This window comes from Streptomyces sp. NPDC005706 (assembly GCF_040631045.1).
Lineage (GTDB): Bacteria > Actinomycetota > Actinomycetes > Streptomycetales > Streptomycetaceae > Streptomyces.
Window position 1 is genome coordinate 27,176 of the sequence record NZ_JBEXYS010000003.1, and the last position, 18,791, is coordinate 45,966.

Annotated in this window: 7 protein-coding genes; 3 read left to right on the forward strand and 4 right to left on the reverse strand. The window is 70.5% G+C overall.

Translation table 11 applies throughout. The features are described from left to right. Positions 1–122: 122 nt before the first annotated feature. On the forward strand, positions 123–1,124 hold the full coding sequence (locus tag ABZ478_RS06755) for a hypothetical protein (protein WP_359545973.1): 1,002 nt from the start codon (positions 123–125) through the stop codon (positions 1,122–1,124). 370 nt (positions 1,125–1,494) lie between these two features. Next, positions 1,495–2,409 (forward strand): YceI family protein, encoded by a 915-nt coding sequence (locus ABZ478_RS06760; protein ID WP_359545974.1) that lies wholly within the window; start codon positions 1,495–1,497, stop codon positions 2,407–2,409. Positions 2,410–2,492: 83 nt separating this feature from the next. Here the strand turns inward: ABZ478_RS06760 and ABZ478_RS06765 are convergent, their stop codons facing one another. Genes ABZ478_RS06765 through ABZ478_RS06780 form a run of 4 tightly spaced genes read right to left on the reverse strand, consistent with a single transcriptional unit; the run spans position 2,493 to position 11,675 of the window. After that, positions 2,493–3,578: a DNA helicase gene (locus tag ABZ478_RS06765; protein WP_359545976.1), complete on the reverse strand. Its 1,086-nt coding sequence runs from the start codon at positions 3,576–3,578 to the stop codon at positions 2,493–2,495. After that, complete coding sequence (locus ABZ478_RS06770) at positions 3,575–5,428, reverse strand: DUF1998 domain-containing protein (protein WP_359545978.1); 1,854 nt, start codon at positions 5,426–5,428, stop codon at positions 3,575–3,577. Before ABZ478_RS06770 ends, ABZ478_RS06765 begins: the two co-directional genes overlap by 4 nt. Continuing rightward, positions 5,425–8,553, reverse strand: coding sequence for a helicase-related protein (locus ABZ478_RS06775; RefSeq protein WP_359545979.1), 3,129 nt, complete (start codon positions 8,551–8,553; stop codon positions 5,425–5,427). Before ABZ478_RS06775 ends, ABZ478_RS06770 begins: the two co-directional genes overlap by 4 nt. A 56-nt stretch (positions 8,554–8,609) precedes the next feature. Beyond that, the gene (locus ABZ478_RS06780) at positions 8,610–11,675 is read right to left on the reverse strand and encodes a sigma-70 family RNA polymerase sigma factor (RefSeq protein WP_359545981.1); all 3,066 of its coding nucleotides are present in this window, start codon (positions 11,673–11,675) and stop codon (positions 8,610–8,612) included. 801 nt (positions 11,676–12,476) lie between these two features. On the opposite strand from ABZ478_RS06780, the gene ABZ478_RS06785 reads away from it, so the two are divergent. Then, the gene (locus ABZ478_RS06785; protein WP_359545983.1) at positions 12,477–18,770 is read left to right on the forward strand and encodes a protein kinase; all 6,294 of its coding nucleotides are present in this window, start codon (positions 12,477–12,479) and stop codon (positions 18,768–18,770) included. Positions 18,771–18,791 lie beyond the last annotated feature (21 nt).

Here is an 18,791-nt window from a genome sequence, read left to right on the forward strand (position 1 = left end):
ATCGAGCGCACGCTCGGCAGCACGTACCTCGACTCGAGCGAGGTGAACGGAATCGGCAAGGGCCTGATCCGCGACCTCGCCGGGCAGGGCATCCGCACAGCCGCCGATTTCAAGCGCGTCAGTTGGGGGAAGGCACCCAACGGCAAGGGGGGCGACGTCCTCTACATCCACCGCGCCAAGGGCGCAAGGTCCACATCAACGGTATCGGCGAACACCGTGGCCGTCCGCTCATCGCATGGCGCGACTCCGCGGTCGCCCGCGCGGAGGCCCGAGCCCCGCGCGAACTGCCGCCGGACGAACGGCACCGCATCGCCGAGATCATCGAAGGCGAGCGCAAGCGTCTTCAGCGGGAGCTACAGGACGCGCCGAAGGCCGTCGAAGCGGCTCGCGCGGAAGCCGGCCGCGCGCACGGCGACATCCTGGCCCGGCTCACCGCCGACCACCGCGAGGCAGCGGAGCGCGCCGCCGAACGCCGGGCCGAGTTCGACGCCATGGCGGAGCAGTTGCTCGCCCTCCAGACCCAACTGTCGTCCCACATCCACCGGTACGGCTATGCGGGCCGCCGAGGCCGGCGCGCACAGACCCGGGCCCTGCGAGCCCTCCCGGACCCATCACCCTTGCCGGGCATCCCGTCGCCGCGCACCCCGTCGGACCCCGCACCGTCCGTAATCGGCGCGGCCCGCCCCAGGGTCACCCTCGCCAAGGCCGGAGAATCGCCCCAGCCGCAGCCGCAACGGCAACCCGGACTCCGCGCCGGCCTCGCCTGGCTGCTGCCGATCCTCTACTTCGGTCTGACGACAGTGGTCGGCGTGGGCGAACTCGGGGACAATACGGCGCATCTGTGGGTGAGGTTCGCTTCACGGATCTTCGCCCTCGCCGCGACGGTGGAACTCCTGCGCCTATGGATCCCGCGCAGACGCCGGCGCACGGCGGGCCCCATGCCGAAGGGAAGCGGCTTCCAGACCGCGGGCGTCTTCCTCGCGCTCACCGCGGTCGGCATGTTCGAGGACGAGAAGTCGGACGTCTTCACCGCGGCGTGCGTGTTCTCCGGCCTCGCGGTGTTGCTGCTCCTCGCCGGAACCGGCCTCCGCCTGCCGCGCACCACTCACCCGCACCCCCACTGACCTGCCGTGGCCGGTGCTGCCCGGCACAGGAGACGGAGGCACGTGTGGACCCCGTGACGGATCCGCGAGGCACCCGTGAACAAGGCGCCGCCGAGGGGGTGTCCTTCGCCACAGCACCGAAGCAAAGCAACATGAGTCGGCCATAACCGCTGAGCCCGCGATCACGGCGTTTCACGGCGTTTCGGCAAGCCGGATGACCTCTTCGCAACTCGCCCTCGGCGACGAGCCACCCCGCACCGTCTGCCTATGATCGTTGAATAGTTGACATCATCGCGTCTGCAACCAGCATCAGGCGCGTATGGGCCACCGTGGGACACCGCCGCACGATGGCGTCCCGCGGTGGCGACACGTGCGAGGAAAGGTGAACAGCATGGCCCTCGGACTGCTCCGGCGTCGGCGTTTCCGTGACGCTTCCGCTGCCGCGCCGGGCCTGTCGGTGCCCCTACCGGCCGGCGCGGGTGCTTACGGCTGCGAGGTCGTCGATCCCATGGGGCAGCCCATGCCCGGCGCCGAGATGACGGTGACCGCGCTGGACAGCCACCGCGTCGTCGCGCGCGGCACCACCGACCCGTACGGACTGTTCATGGCGGCACTGCCGCCCGGCACCTACAGCGTGATGACTTCGGCCGAGGGCCTCACCCCGGCCCGCAGCAACGTCGACATAGCCGAGGGCGCTGTCCTCCCCCCGGCCCGCATCGCGCTGCTGCCCGCCCGTCAGCTGGAACTCCCGCCGTCCGGCACCTGGTTGTTCGACCCACCGCACACCGCGATCCGGTTCATCGCCAAGCACGTGGGCATGGCCCACGTCCACGGCCGCTTCACCCGCTTCACCGGCGGCATCCGCGTCACCCCGGACGTGACCGACTCCCAGGTCTCTGTACGCATCGACGCATCCAGCATCGCCACGGGCAACAAGACCCGCGACAACCACCTGCGTTCCGCCGACTTCCTGGACGTCGAGCGCTACCCGTACATCGACTTCACCAGCAACCGCTTCGTCTACCGCGGCGGCTCCAGGTGGACCCTGAACGGCACGCTCACCATGCACGGCACCAGCCGCTCCGTAGGCCTGGACACGACGTACCTCGGCACCGTGAACGGCGGCTATGAGCAGGAGCTGCGCTGCGCGGCCCTGGCGAAGGCGGAACTGCACCGCGAGGACTTCACCCTCAACTGGCGCTCCATGCTGGCCCGCGGCATCGCTGTCGTCGGCCCGACCGTACAACTGGAACTGGACGTCCAGGCGATGTACCGCAACGCCGAGACGCCTACGCCGCCGGAGTAGGGTACGCGGGCCGCTCGAAGCCACACGGCGGCATCCTCTGACCAGCCGTTGCCTGGCCTGCACATGACCAGGAGACTCGGGGATCAGCCTCGCATCAGCACCCCCGGCCCCACCTGAGCCAGCAGGGGCGGCTCCGTGTCCCCCTCATAGGCGAAGTGCAGTTCACGCCGGGCCCGGGTGGCCAGGACGTAGTACGTCATGCGCAGGGCGGACGACGTGGGGTCGGTGGCGGCGTCGGTGTGCGTGTCAGGAATGACGACGGTGTCGAACCCCAGCCCCTTCGCGCTCGCGCGGTGAACCAGGACGATCCCGGGGCGGGCGAGGTCCAGGGTGCGGTAGCGGCCCTTGACGGCCTGGGACGTGTACAGCTGGGGCTTCAGCCAAGGTGCTCGGTTCTCCAGGCTGCCGAGCAGAGAGAACTGTGCGTGCCGCGAGTTCACGACTACGCCGATGGTGTGGTCCGGGTGCTGCTGGGTCAGAGTGATCAGCAGGTCGGCGGCGCCTCGTTCGGGAAGCCGGTGCACGCGCGGTGGCGGTCCGTCCCGGTCGGGCACGGCGGGCATGCCGACGCCCGTGTGGAAGTGCGCGGCGAGCGTGGCGATCTGCCGGGTGTTCCGGTGATTGCCCTCGAGTTCGACACGTGTGCAGTGGCCGAGGCGCTGGGCGATCTCCTCCAGAGTGGAGTTGGTGTCCGTCAGACGCTGGCATTCGTCGGCGAACACCGTGACGCGGGCACCGAGCAGCCTGCACAGCCTGTAGAACTCGGGAGGCAGGTCCTGGCCCTCGTCGACGACCAAGGTCAGTCCCGGGTCGGGATCAGCTTCAACGGCTCGCTCGAAGAACGACGGCCAGTCGTACCAGCCGTCTTCTGCGCGCGGAGCCTTCGGGCCGTACCAGTCGGCCAGCCAGGAGTGCGCCGTGGCGACGCGCACACTCCGGTCTCTGGGGCCCAGCGCGTGGACCGTGGTAGCCAGGGACTGGTGCAGCAGATGGGAGCGTGTGAGCAGAACAGCCGGAATGCCGGTCAGTGCCAGCATCACGGCACGCTGGGCCGCCAGGAGGCTCTTGCCGCTGCCTGGCGGGCCACTGATCAGGTGGTTGCCGTCGAACGGGAGGCCATCGAGCGCGGACCGCTGGTCCGGCATGAGGTCCAGGTACGTGAGGGTCATGACGCGGTCTCCTCCAGAGCCGCGGCCGCCGCTGCCCGGCCGGCGGTGACGACGGGCTCGAAGTAGCCGGGCACGCGTTCGCCTCCCACGACGAGGACGCGGTCGAGCAAAGTGTTGCCGGCCTCGCAACTCGTCTCGGGCAGCAGGGCGCAGGCGTGGCAGGCGGCCCGGTTGAGGTTTCCGAAACCCTGCCCGGAGTGCTCCGCGCACAGCGGGTCCGCCGAGCACCAGGCGGCAGCCTCGGTCAACCGCAGCAGGGTCTCCGCCAATCGGGGTGGTTCGCCCTGCCGCACGAGTCCGCCGAGGGTGCCCTCGGCGTCGCCGGCGGCGGTGTAGACGAGGATGCCGTACTGGTCCTGGTCGGGGCGGGCGTAGACGCGTTCACGCAGGCTGGCTGTCGTGTAGCCGGACTCGAACGACAACTGGCGGATGAGGAGGTGCGCGAGTGTGTGCAGCAGGACGAACCTCGGGGACAGCTCAGATCCGGTGAGGGCCTCCAGCCGGTCCTTCTGGAAGGCGCGGTCCAGGTCGGCGCGCATCCCCGCTACGCGGCGGCGTACTCGGTCGTCCGCCTCCCAGTCGCTCAGCGCGCCCTTGTCGAGGGTGAGGAAGATGCCCTCGCCGAAGACCTCCACGGCGGGCAGCCACTTCAGGCGCCGTGCCGTGTCGGTGGGGACGACGGCGGCATCCGGGGACACACGGGTGAAGCCGGACAGCGCGCGCACTTCTCGTAGCCGGTCGGCGAGCAGGACCCTCCCGATACCGCGCCGCAGGCCTGCCCAGGGTTCCGTGGTCTCCTGGGCCAGACCGAGCGTGGTCTCCCGCAGTGCGAAGTCACGAGTGGCGCGTGGCACGGGAGCCATGAAGGCCGCCCACTCCTCGCGGCTGAGGTCAGGCCGCTCCGCCGCGGTCGCCGGCCCTGGCCCGGCCGGCACCGGTTGTCCGGTCTCCTCGGCCAGAAGGAGGTCCAGCAAGGCGTCGTCCGCTCCGGTGTCGTCCTTGATCATGCCGCGGAAGACCTCGGCGCGCGGGGTCGCCGCGACCTTGCACAGGGAGACCCACAGGTCATGCTCGCGTACCCGGTTCGCGCATGTCTCGTCGGCGTACACGGGTGTTTCCGTCTCGGGGATGTCTAGGGCCGAGTGCACCACGGGGTAGTAGAGGTTGCCGGCGGTGCGCTGCACGATCTGAACGGGTTTGACGCACTCCGCCGCCTCGTTGACTCGCTGCCACGGGTTGCGTCCCGAGCAGCGCATGCCGTGCGTACCGAGGATGTCGAGCAGGTCACGCGCGGCCCCGCAGCCCTTCGCCGTGCAGGTGACCGACAGGGCTTCGAGGCCGGAGGCCCGCTCGGAGACCAGGAAGCGCAGCTTCTCCCGTTCACCGCATTCCCGGCGCTCGGTCGCCTCACGCCGTGAATGGGCCCAGAACCACCAGTCGATGTCTCCGAGGTGGCCGGCGGAGCAGATCTGCACGAACCTCATGGGCGCCAGCGTGGGACCGGGTGAACAGGACGGGCATCGTGGTGGCTGCCCCGGCTTCTCGTCGGCGATGCGCCAGCGCTTCATGCGTCGGCAGGCGCCGCAGAACAGCCAGGACGGGAAGCGGATGTAGGGAGCGCCGGGCGCGTCCGGCACGTCGTACCGTTCGTTGGCTGTGGGCGGGGCGGCGTAGAACCCGGTGACGCCGAGGCGGGTGGCGAGCCTGGCCGACTCCACGCGCTGCTTGGCCCGCTGCGGCCAGTCACCGATGCCGGTGGCCACGAACGACTCGCCCTGGATGTCGAAGACGGCTCCGACGCCGAACGGCAGGACGGTCTGCGACTGGCGTACCCGCAGTGTGCGGCTCACAGGTCCGCTCCCTTCACCATGACCTGGCACTCCCGGTCGACGTTGCGCATGGAATTGGGGGTCTCCCACAGGCCGTAGCGCTGTTCGAAGCTCTTGATCAGATTGGACTGGCCCTTGCCCTGGCTGCGGTAGTACAGCTCCCGGCCTTCCTTGCGCGCCTCGCGAGCGGCGTCCTCCCAGGCGGCCAGGAGTTCACCGAGTTCCTTGCGCACGGCCTCGGCAGCCGGGCCTTCGCCCGCGGCGACCACCCGGGACGCCAGGTCGTCGGCCAGCGACTCGGCCTCCGCCATCCGGTCGAGGAGGTCTCCGGCCCGGTTCTCCGCGGCCAGGCCGAGCCGGTGCCGTACGAGGATGACGAGCGCGGCGTGGAGCGCCCGTCGGCGCGAGGGAACCGACCAGGGTGTGACGCTGGTCGGTTCGACGTGCCGGTAGAGGGAGCGGTGGTACACGTCGAACGTCTCGTAGTGCGAACGGTCGCGGGGGCGGGTCGCGTTGAAGAACGTGACCACGAGACCCGGAACGGTGTGCCGGCCCACACGGCTGGTGGCCTGGATGTACTCGGCCGTCGTCTTGGGCTGCCCCTGCATCAGCATGAGCGACAGCCGCTTCACGTCGACGCCCACTGACAGCATGTTCGTGCAGGGCAGGAAGGACACCGACTGTTCGTCCTGCCAGCTCTTCTCGAGCCGGTCGAGCAGGACGGGTTGCTCCGCGCGCGGGAGGTTGCTCGTCAGCTCCTGCACCTGGTGGTCCCGCAACTCGCGTACGCCGGCGCCGGCGTCGAGGCCCTTCAGCTGGGCCGGGATGTCGTCGGCGGCAGCCGTGACGGTACGGCCGAGTTCGCGCAGGCTGTGGTGGTAGGCGACGAGGGTCCAGTAGTCGTCGCGGTCCTCCAGGGGCAGCTCCCAGGCTCCCTGGAGCATGGCCGCGGCGGTGGCCACGGAGGCCCGGCCCGCAGTGTGGCCCTGGGCCATCACACCGAGGTACAGCCGTCCTGAACGGGAGGTGTCGGGTTCGGCGAAGTACGAGTGCCTGGCGTCGAGTCCGGCCGGTGGAAAGAGCTGTACGTCGCAGCCGTACAGCGCGCGGATCTGCTCGCCGGAGCGGCGGATCGTCGCCGTGGAGGCCACCACTTTCGGGCCAATTCCCTCGGTCGTGGTGCACAGGCCGAGGATCGCCGACTCGTACAGGCCGACGGTCGTGCCGAGGGGGCCGGTCAGCAGGTGCAGTTCGTCCTGGATGACCAGTGACGGCGGAAGGTTTCGTGTGCCGGCGCCGAACAGCCGCCCAGCGCGCGGCTCCCAGGCCAGCCGGGCGAACTTGTCAACGGTACCGAGGACGAACGTGGGTGGACGGTCGTACAGTTGCTCGTCCACGACGCTCACGGGCAGTTCGTCGTGGAAGGCACATTCGTCGCGCGGGCAGAAGAAGGCGAAGGAGTCGGCCGCCGCCCGCACACCGTAGTCGCCGATGTCCGGGGACTTGTGGGAGGGGACGATGCGCGTGCCGCACCAGGGACACCGGTCGAGGATGAACACGTCGTTCGGCTTGGCGGCCCCGCGCACCTCCTCGAACTTGGTGCGGGCGCTGTCGTAGGAGTTGGGAGAGGTGGCCTCGCCCACCCAGAGGCCGATGGAGAACGGCTCCGCTCCGTATGTCCCGGGGTCGGCGCGGCGCAGGGTCTCGAGGGCGCAGACGGTGGTCGCCGCGCGCTGGAACTGCTGGGTGGTGAGCAGGCTGAGGGTGTAGCGGCTGAGCACCGCGGTTCCGCCGCCGTCGACCTCAGTGCGGCGCAGCAGCATGACGAAGGCGGCCAGGAGCAGGTACGCCTCGGTCTTTCCCCCACCGGTGGGGAACCAGATCAGGTCGGTGGTGCCTCGGTCCGGGTGCCGGGGGTCGGCGACGCCGTCCACCGCGAGCAGGAAGAAGGCGAGCTGGAACGGCCGCCATGTCGCGCCGGGGTGTGGCGCGGGGTCGAGCAGGACCGGGTCACGGCGGGCGCGCCGCTCGCCGGCCTGGTCGCGGGCGGAGTGCCGCATCTGCAGCGCCATGGCGCGGTTCGCCGCACGGAAGGCGCGCAGAAGTTCGGGCCGGCGCGGATCGCAGAGGGTGCGCACCCCCGACTCGATCCGGGCTACCGCCGCACCGATGCGCTCGAGAATCCGGTTCGCGGCGTCCCGTCCCCACTCGGGGACGTCCGCGTTCAGCTGGCCTACGTACCAGGCGCGGTAGTGCGCGGCGAACTCGCCCAGTTCTTCGCGTAGCTGGTCCGTTGAGACGACCGGGTCCGCGAGGTGCAGGACGTTCAGCACGGGCGTGTCCGTGAGGCCCGCCGCCCGGGTTCCGCTGACCTCGGCCTTCGGCATGACGGCCGCTCTCACTCCGGTGACGCGCCCGGTGTCCTCGTCGTGCAGTTCCTCGACGGCGCACCCGTGCCCGACGGCGTGCGTCTGGACGTGCCGGTACTGCAGCCGCAGTTCCTGCTCCTCGGGGTCGCGACTGGCCAGGCGCACGCTCGGGTAGGGCAGCACGGCGCCGTGCTCAGGCCGGGCCTCGAGACCGGCTTGAAACAGCATGCGGTCCCACTGTGCCGCCTTGCCGAGGGCCTGCTCGTGGTGCGCGGTGTTGACCAGGGCCACGGTGACCAGGTGCCCGTTGCCGAATGTCCGCCGCTTGACGCGGACTTCTGCCCGGCCGTCGAGCACGGGCAGGCGGTCACGGTCCGGTCCGAGAGTGTGCGTCTCGAGGTCGATCGGCACCCGCGCCCAGCGTCGGCCTCGTTCGCCGGTGGCGGCCCTGGTCTCGTACCGGGCGCCGGAGCAGCTGACGGTGACGGCGGTGGCATCGGTGTAGAAGCTCAGCCCCAGGGAGGACGGCAGCCATGAGTTGGCCTCGGGAACGGGATCGGCGGAGGGAGCCGTGTCGTCGGCTCGCTTTTCGGTGCCGGGCCCCTCCGGCTCCTCCGCGGCTAGGCTCAACTGCTTTTGCAGGTCAGCCTCCTGCGGATAGAGGGTGCCCATGAGGTACTGCCGGTCGGGCGGCGCGTCGAGGATCTCGTGCTCACCCGCGGCCGGTCCGACGAGTTGCCGGTGCAGGTAGTCGACGAGTTCTTGCCGGGCGTCCATGGTGCTCCTGGAACTGATCGGTGCTTGGCGGAAGGGTGCGACGCGGCCGGCCGTCGTCAGGAGCGGCGCCAGCGTTCGCGCAGGGGCGTCCGGCCGGCCGCCGGAGTCTGCAGGGCGGCGAGCTGGGCCTCCAGCTCGCTGATGCGCGCCCAGGCGTCATGCTCGACCTGCGCGAGGCGTGCGGTGGCGAGCTGCTGCCCGTGTGCCGCCCGGGCCTCCGCCTGGTCGGCGGCGGACATCAGTGCCTCGGCGCGCTTCTCCGCCGCCTCGGCGCGCCGCACGGCCTGCTCCACGTCGTCGGCGGCACGCTGCCCTGTCTCGTACATGGCGCGGTCCCGGGCGATGAGCCGCGTCTCGGTCTGCCGCAGCCGGTGCTCCAGGTGCGCGACGCGCGCCTCGGCCTCCTCGCGGTACTGCCGCAGGCGCTGCTCCGCCTGCTCGGCTCGGGCCTGGAGCTGGGATAGCTGCCCCGTCGAGGCCGTCTTCGACGCCGTCTCCGACTGCCGGAGACGGATCTCGAGGTCCACGATGCGTTCCTGCGTGCGACGCGTCGCGGCGACGGTCGCCTCGCGGTGCTCCTCTTTCAGCTGCGTCACACGCTCCTCGGCCTGGCGGCGCAGGTGCTCCTCCTGTCGGGCCAGCGCCTTGTCCACGCGATGCAGCAATACCTCCTCCAGGCTGTCGAGCTGCCGCTTTCCCTCGGCCAAAGCGGCCGCGACACGCGCGTCGGCCTCCTGCCGTACTTCCCCGATACGACGTTCGTGGGTCTCGGTCAGCCGGACGAGTTCGGCCTCGTGACGGGCGCGGACCCCGGCGAGCAGGTTCGGGGCGTCCTCCGGAGGCCGCTCCGACGGAGAACCTTCCACCGCTTCCGGCTCGACGTCCGTCTGTGGCGTCTGCGCCGCTGCCGACACGAATTCACGCAGCGCGTCACGGATGGCGTAACGCGACTCGTTGCCCACCAGGGGCTTCGCGGCCAGGAACGAACGAGGTGTCGCCCCGCCCAGGGTCGCGGAGGGCCGCTGGAGGAAGTGTTCGGGCCGCACTCCCAGCTCCTTCACCGCGTCGAAGACGCTCTCCAGGACTTCCAGAGCCCTGGCCACATGGCGGTTGAGCATGCCCCCGTCCCGCGCGGCCCTCACCACGGCGTCCGCGGCGGACGGGCCGAGCAGTACGGCCAGCTGCAGATGCCCCACGGCGAGCAGCGCGTACTCGGCGAGCCAGTCCACTCCCCCGCCGAAGGGCGGTGTCTTCAGCTCCCGGGCCTTGTCCCAGTCGGCCGTGTATCGGGGCGGGGCGGGTGCACCGGCGGCCACTTCATCTCTCGGGGCCTGCTTGTCGGACTGCGGCTCGGCTGCGGAATCGTCGAGCGCGTCGGCAGGTTCATCGCACGGTGCCGGGACCAGCTCAGGGGAGAGCGTGCGGGTCACGCCCGTTCCGTCCGAGGTCCCTTCGCCAGAGGTCTCGTCATCCGGGGCGCCTTCGCTCGGGACACCTTCCCTCCGGGCACCCTCCCCTCGGGCGCCTTCACCCGGGGCGTGGGCAGCCGATGTCCCCTCCACCGAAAGCCCTTCGGCCGAGGCACCTGTGTCCGGGGCACTTTCGACCGCTTCCACCCGCCCCGGATCCTCCTCCGCGCCGCCCGCCACCGGCGCCTCGGACAGCGGGGCCGGGGCCGGGGCCGCCAGGAACTCGCGAAGCGCGTCGCGCAGCGCCAGCCGGGGTTCGCCGCGCACCAGTGGCTTGCGGGCGAGGTAGGCCCGGGGCGTCACACCGCACAGCGCTTCCGACGGTCGGTCGAGGAAGTCCTCGGGGCGCAGCCCGGCCTGTGCGACGCCGTCGCAGACACGCCGCATCACCTCGAGCGCCGCCAGCACGTCATGATCGGCCGGTTCACGCTCGCGGGCGACCCTCAGCACCTTTTCGGCCGCCGGCTCTCCGAACATCTCGGTGAGCGCCCGACCTCCCAAGGCGGCGAGCGTGTAGTTCGCCAGCCAAGCCTGTCCGGACGGGGAGCCGGCCAAGCGGCGGGCACGGTCCCAGTCCGGTGCGTCCGTGAGTGCCACGGCTTCCTCCGACACACTGTCATCCAGGACGGCCACCGGCCGGGCGACCGTAGGTTCGGCAGGGACGCCGCGAACGGTTGGCACCGCGCGCGTGACCGAGCGGCGGGAGGCCGCAGCGGGCGCCGACGTCACGACGGGTTCCGGCTGCTCGCGCGAGACGCCACCGCCGGCACCGATGAGGCCCGCCTGCCGCAGTCTCGCTCGCAGCTGCGGGATCAGCTTGCTCTCCAGCTGACGGATGCGCTCCCTCGTCACACCGCACTCGCGTCCCAGCTCGTCCAGCGTCAACGGTTCCTCGTCGTCGAGGCCCAGACGTCCGACGAGGATCCGGTGGTCACGGCCGGAGAAGGTGTTCACCACGGCCATGGCGTCTTCCAGGAGCAGCGCGTCGTGCACCCGCCCCTCGAACGACGGAACTCCCTGGGTGCGGGCGATGAAGTCACCCAGGGTGGCCCCGTCCCCCACCACACGGTCGAGCGAGTCGGTGCGCCGGCTAAGCCGCCGGGCCTCTTCGACCTTGCTCAGGCTCATGTCGCACAGCACCGCCACGTCGGCCGCGGTCGCGGACCGCCCCTGCGCGGCCAGCGAGCGTTCGGCGTTGGCCACCTTGCGGATCTGCTCGTGCATGTGGACGGGAATCCGGATGATGGAACCTTCGTCCGCGATGCCCCGGGTGATGGACTGACGGATCCACCAGGTCGCGTATGTGGAGAACTTGAAGCCTCTGGCAGGATCGAACTTGCGTGCTGCTCGCAACAGCCCCAGCACTCCGTGCTGGACCAGGTCCTCGTAGTCCAGCCCCTGTTCCAGATAGCGGGGAACCAGGCTGCGGACAAGCCGCTGGTTGTGCACGACAAGGCAGTCCCGTGCCCGGATCCTGATGTCGTCCGGCGGAAGTGCGCTGAGGGTCTCCTGGTCGGGCTCCTCGGCCAGACCGCCGCGCACGAGCACCGCGAGCCCGACCTCCTCCTGCGCGGTGAGCAAGCGGCTGCCCGGCTCCCGCCGGTAGCGGTCCTCGCCCATGACCTGCCGGGCCGCGGTCACGGCGGCGGCCACATCCGTGTCGGAGGGTGCGGCCGCCTCGGGCGTACCGGGCTCGAGGCCCTCCGCCGACTCGGCTGCCGAGTACTTCGAAGGCTCTGGGCGGTCCGTACGGTCATGACTCTCCGAGTCCGCCGGACGCTCAGCCCGCGGCGGTCGCTCCGCAACCCGCACCCGGGCCGCCGCACGCAGGGCAGTGGCCTCGCGAGCGCTCAGTCCCGTGAGGCGGACGGCCCCCTCAAGAGCACGCGACGTCACATACCCCTCGTCGTCCGCATAGCGCTCGAGCAGACTCAGGACCCGCCCGAGACGGGGGGACACATTTTCTTCACGCTTACGTACAACCTTTCGCACATCTGGAATGTCGACGTGTGTATGCACCACGCTCTTGTGGGCGGGCAGGACAGGCACACCCAGCTTGATCAGCTCGCCCCGCAGTCGCTCTCGCTCGGCTTCGCCCAGCCCGAGCCCGCACGCCTGCTCCAGGAACATCGCCTCCGGCACGACCCCGCCGACAGCGGCCCGTCGGAGCTGCGCCATCAACTCGGCCAGCGCAGCCTTCGTCACGGACACCGACACCCCCCGATGTCCCGCTTCCTGAAACCCCGCCATACCCCTCACCCCCAACCCCAGTTGCGCCCCACACAGTAGAACTACACGTTGACAACGTCAACGCACAACGGGCTCTAGAAAAGCGCACACAGCTGCTGTACCGTGACCGCGTTCGCACCCTCTGCTTCGGAACCAGGCGGCGGGACGTCGGTGAACACAGGGGCAAGTCCCTTTGACGGGACGGGGAGAGTGCAGGGAGCGGCCGTGCGCCACGAGCTGATCGATGGCAGGTTCCACATAGGGCAAGCCATCGGCAAGGGCAACATGGGTGAGGTCCACCGGGCCGAGGACATGCGGGCGCCGGAGGGACGCTCCGGACGCGACGTCGCCGTGAAGACGATCCTGCGTCGCCGCACCGGTGGACTGATCGACACCGACGCTGACGACAAGGCGGTTGAGCGCTTCGCACGCGAGGTGCGCATCATGCGCCGCCTGGAGCACCCGAACCTGACCCGGCTCATCGCCGGCGGTATCAGCACGGACGGTGGACTGCCCTACCTCGCGATGGAGTTCCTTGACGGCGAGACGCTGCGCGACCTCATCGAGGAGGAGGGCCAGCTGCCCGTCTCCTGGGTGGCCGCGATCGGCGCGCAGATAGCCGACGGCCTCAGTGCGGCCCACACGGCCGATGTGGTGCACCGCGACCTGAAGCCCGGGAACGTCATGCTGATCCAGGGCGGAACCGTAAAGGTGCTCGACTTCGGCATGGGCCGCATCGTCGACGACCCGGACGAAACTCGGCTGACCAGCACCGGGGTCAGCGTCGGCACGGCCCGCTACATGGCGCCCGAACAGTTCCAGGCCCGTCAGGTCACCCAGGCCGCCGACCTCTACGCCTTGGGCTGCGTGCTGTACGAGATGCTCGTCGGCGCACCGCCCTTCGTCAGCGAATCGCCGTTCGAGCTGGCCCGTAAGCACCTCGAGGCCGAGCCGACGCCCCTCGGTGTGATCCGCCGTGACATCCCCGCCGAGCTGGTCCGGCTGGTCGGCCGGCTCCTCGCGAAGGACCCCGCCGACCGTCCGGCCAGCGCCGCAGACGTGCGCGACAGCCTGGCCCCGCTGGCCGTGCGGGACGCAGACACGTCCCAACTCCCGCACTGGAGCGCCCTCGACCCGACCCGGCCCCTGGCCCCCGGCACCTCCCGTAACGGCAGCACTGCGTCCGCGCCCGTGGCACGTCCCGCGCCCGTCACAGTCTCCGGCACGGCGATGGACGTCTTCGGTGTGCACCGCGCCCTCATCAAGGACTACCGCGACTTCACCGAGGGCGGCACCGTCATCCGCGACGACCGCGTCGCGGCGTTCGTGGAGAAGGACCTCGACGACAAATCGCAGTGGCCCGACCCGTGGCTGTCGCTCAACCCGTTCTTCCAGAGCGGCGGCACGGTCGCCGAACTCGTCGGCGAGCAGGTGCTCCACCCGGAGTGCGCCCGCATCTTCCAGGCTGGCAAGGCGGAAGGGGGCACCGTTCCGGACGGACGGCCGCTCACCCTCCACCGCCATCAGCGGGAGGCCATCGACGCCGCCACGCGCGGTGCCTCGTACGTGCTGACCACCGGCACCGGTTCCGGCAAGTCGTTGTCGTACATCGTTCCGATCGTGAACCGCGTCCTTCATGAGCGGGACTCCGAGGGTCCGAAAGCAGTCAAGCGGGTGCGCGCCGTCATCGTGTACCCCATGAACGCGCTGGCGAACAGTCAGCTCAAGGAACTCGAGAAGTACCTGCGCGACGGGTACGGCGAGGGCCACGAGCCGGTCACCTTCGCCCGTTACACGGGCCAGGAGGACGACGCGAAGCGCAGGGAGATCCGCGACAACCCGCCGGACATCCTGCTCACCAACTACGTGATGCTCGAGTTGATGCTGACCCGGCCGGCCGACCGGGCCAGCCTCATCAAGATGGCCAAGGGCCTGGAGTTCCTCGTCTTCGACGAACTGCACACCTACCGAGGCCGGCAGGGCGCCGACGTGGCCCTGCTCATCCGCCGGGTCCGCGAGGCCTGTCAGGCACCCGACGTGCAGTGCATCGGCACCTCGGCGACCATGTCGACCGAGGGCAGCGTGGAGGACCAGAAGATGGTGGTCGCCGACGTGGCGAGCCGCCTGTTCGGCACGCCGGTCAGCCCCGATCACGTCATCGGCGAGACGCTCGTACGCGCCACCGACGAGGCCCCTGACACTGTCCCCGCCGAGCGCTTGGGCTCCCCGGTGGCGCCGCGTGCGTACGGCGATCTGGTGCGCGACCCGCTGGCGCGCTGGATCGAGACGCGCTTCGGCCTCGCCACGGAAGAAGCGACCGGACGGCTGGTGCGCCGACAGCCGACGACGATCGCTGTGGCGGCGAGCGAGCTGTCCGCGCTGTCAGGAGTCGCCGAAGGCGACTGCGCGAGGGCCATCGAGGCCACTTTGGAGGCCGGCTCGCAGGCCCGGCATCCGGTCACCGACCGTCCATTGTTCGCGTTCCGGCTGCACCAGTTCCTGTCCAAGGGCGACACCGTGTACGTCACCCTGGAGGACAAGCTCTCCCGCCATCTGACCCGTTCCTACCAGTTGGAGCAGCCGGGCAGCGGCGGCAAGCTCCTGATGCCCCTCGCCTTCTGCAGGGAGTGCGGCCAGGAATACCTGACTGTCTGGCGCACCGAGAAGGACGGCGAGGTGCGCTACGAGGCGCGCCGGGACACCTCCGCCACGGGCGGGCGCCAGGGCGACGGCTACCTCTTCATCGACCAGGAGCGGCCCTGGCCGTCCAGCGTCCAGTACGCCGTCGACGACCGCCGACTCCCCGAGTCCTGGCTCGAGTTGGACGACAGGGACCAGGAGGTGGTCAAGAAGACGTACCGCGACCGGGTGCCGCGCGCGATCACCGTGGACCCGTTCGGCCACGAGGGCCGCGGCGAGCTGCAGGCCGCGTTCATCCCGTCGCCGTTCCTGTTCTGCCTGCACTGCGGTGTGGCCTACGAGCAGACGCGCGGCCGGGACTTCGCGAAGCTGGCGACGCTGGATCAGGAGGGCCGCTCCTCGGCGACCTCCCTCATCTCGGCGTCCGTGGTGAGGTCCCTGAAGTCGGTGCCGGAAGAGGCCCTGGACAAGGAAGCCCGCAAGCTCCTTACCTTCGTCGACAACCGGCAGGACGCCTCGCTCCAGGCAGGCCACTTCAACGACTTCGTGCAGATCACCCAGCTGCGCGGGGCGCTGTACCGGGCCGCCCTGGACGCTGGCGAGGACGGCCTCGCCCATGAGGAACTGGCCTCGGCGGTGACGAACGCGCTCGGCATCGCTCCCGTCGACTACACGGGCGAGCACGATCTTCCCCCGACCATGGCCAAGTCGGCGGCCAAGACGCTGCGCGACGTGGTCGCCTTCCGGCTCTACCTCGACCTGGAGCGCGGCTGGCGCATCACCATGCCCAACCTCGAACAGACCGGTCTGCTGGAGATCGACTACGCGGATCTGCGCTGGGTCGCGGACAAGCAGGACCGCTGGGCGCACGCCCACGCGGCGCTGCGGGACGCCGATCCGGCGCTGCGGGCCGAGATCATGAAGGTGCTGCTCAACGAGATGCGCCGTTCGCTCGCCATCGACGTGTCGTACTTCCGCGACGACTTCGACGCGTTGCAGCGGGCGAGCGAGGAACGGCTGGTGGACCCGTGGGTGCTGTCGGCCTCCGACCGCCCGGGCGTGGGCACCGCCTACCCGCACCCGTCGGGCCGGGGACTGGACCGCTCCGGGCTGTTCCTCTCGGCGCGCGGCAAGTTCGGTAAGTACCTGAGGCGCGCCGACGCCTCGTTCAAGAAGCTCTCCCCCGACGATCTGCAGCTCGTCATCGCCGAACTGCTGAAGGTGCTGGCCGCCAACGGCCTGGTGAAGGAGGTGGCGGAGGCACCGCAGCGCGCGGGCCGCTACCGCAGGCCGACGACGGCCGTGAAGACCGGATACCGAGTGGCGGCCCAGTCGCTGATCTGGCGTGCCGGCAAGGGCGAGACGGGCACGCACGACCCGCTGACCCGCACCTACCCCAGCGGCGACGGCCCACGGGTGAACACCTTCTTCCGGGACCTGTACCAGGAGGCGGCGAGCGCGCTGTCCGGGCTGTTCGCCCGCGAGCACACCGCCCAGGTCGCCCCGGAGGAGCGGGAGCGGCGCGAGGAGGCGTTCCGCAAGGCGGAGCTGAAGCTGCTGTACTGCTCCCCCACGATGGAGCTGGGCGTCGACATCTCCTCCCTCAACGCGGTGATGATGCGCAACGTGCCGCCCACGCCCGCCAACTACGCCCAGCGGTCCGGCCGCGCGGGCCGCAGCGGCCAGCCCGCGCTGGTGACGACGTACTGCGCGACGGGCAACAGCCACGACCAGTACTACTTCCGCCGCTCGGAGCGGATGGTGGCGGGCGCGGTGGCTCCCCCGCGCCTGGACCTCGCCAATGAGGATCTGGTCCTCTCCCACCTTCAGGGCATATGGATAGCCGAGGCCGGGCTGAAGCTGGGCCGCGCGATACCCGAGGTCCTGGACGTCTCGCACCCGGACACCGGCGACCGCCCGAGTCCGGCCCTGGAGCTGCTCCCCGACATCCTCGACGCTTCCCTGGACGAGACCGCGCAGCACCGCACGGTGGACGCGGCGCTGCGGGTGCTCGGCCCGCTTCTGCCCGACTTCGCCGACACCACGTGGTGGCACGACGACTGGATCCAGGACCGGGTCCGCACGGTGCCGGAGCGCTTCGACCGGGCCTTTGACCGGTGGCGGCAACTGTTCCGCGCGGCACTCGACGACCAGTACATCCAGAACAAGCGGCGCCTCGACTACAGCCTCACCGAGAGCGACCGCAACCGGGCCAACGCCCGCCGCCGCGAGGCGGAGACACAGCTCAACCTGCTGATGAACGAGAGCGTGGACAGCAAGTCGGTCCTCTCCGACTTCAACCCCTACCGCTACCTGGCCTCCGAGGGCTTCCTGCCCGGATACAGCTTCCCGCGCCTGCCGCTGGCTGCCTACATTCCCACCATCGGCCGGCGCCGGGGTGACGGCGACTACCTCCAGCGTCCCCGCTTCCTCGCCATCCGCGAGTTCGGCCCCGGCTCCCTCATCTACCACGAGGGCGCCCGCTACCAGGTGACCCGCATCCAGCTGCCGCCGGACTCCTCCGGTGACCTGGCGACCAGCGAGGCCCGCCGCTGCACGCACTGCGGCTACCACCACGACCCGGCCGAGCGGCAGGACCGCTGCCACATGTGCGACGAGCCGCTGGGCGCGGCCACCCACGGGCTGCTCCAGCTGCATACCGTCTACACCACACGCCGGGAGCGGATCTCCTCCGACGAGGAGGAGCGCCGTCGGGCCGGCTTCCGCCTGGAGATGTCGTACCGCTTCCAGGACCACGGTGCCCGCAAGGGCCGCCTCAACGCGTCCGTCGCCGACGCCACGGACGTCCCTCTCGCCGACCTCGCCTACGGCGACTCGGCGACCGTCCGCATCACCAACCTCGGCCGGGTGCGGGCCAAGAAGGACGAGCCGGCGGGCTACTGGCTCGACCTCGCCGACGGCCGCTGGATGAACGACAAGGACGCCGCCGAGGCATCCGGCGACTCCAGCGAGCTGCCCGTGGTCGACGAGGACGGCAAGGAGCGACGCCGCAAGAAGCGGGTCATCCCGTACGTCGAGGACCGCCGCAACATCCTCGTCGTCACCCTCGACGAGGCCCTGCCCGAGCCCGAGGCGCTGTCCCTCATGTACGCGTTGGAGCGGGGCATCGAGGCCGCGTTCGAACTGGAGGACGCCGAGCTGTCCAGCGAGCTGCTGCCGCCGGACGGCGGACCGCGCAACCGGTTCCTGTTCATGGAGGCCGCCGAGGGCGGCGCGGGCGTGCTGCGCCGCCTCCAGGCCGAGCCTGACGCCCTGGCCAAGGCCGCCCGGTACGCCCTGTCGATCTGCCACTTCGACGAGGACGGCACCGATCTGGGAGGCCCGCACCCGGACCGCCCGTGCGCCCTGGGCTGCTACGAGTGCCTGCTGACGTACGGCAACCAGCTCGACCACGCCCTGATCAACCGCCATGCGGCCCGACACCTGCTGGTGCGGTTCGCCTCGGGGACGGCGGAGCGCGAGTCGCGCGGCGAGTCCCGGTCGGAGCAGTACCGGCGACTGCTCGACCAGACCCCGGCGGCACCGACGGCGGTCGAGGCGTCGGCCGCCGCCGAACTGGCCGCGAACGGTGACTTCCTGGGCTGGGCGAAGGCCCGGGGCCTGAACCTGCCGGACGAGGCGGGCCCCTTCCTCACCGAGGCGAACGCGATGCCCGACTTCGTGTACCGACTCCCCGGCGGAAACGTGGCCGTCTTCGTCGACACACCCGACAAGGAGCAGGACACCTTCCGGGACGAGGACGCCGAGGACCGCCTCTTCAACGCCAGTTGGGACGTCGTGCGCTTCCCGCACGACGCCGACTGGGACGCCATCGCCGCCGCCAACACCCGCTACTTCGGCACGCCGACCGCCAACTGACGCCCGCCTTCTCCCGAGGAC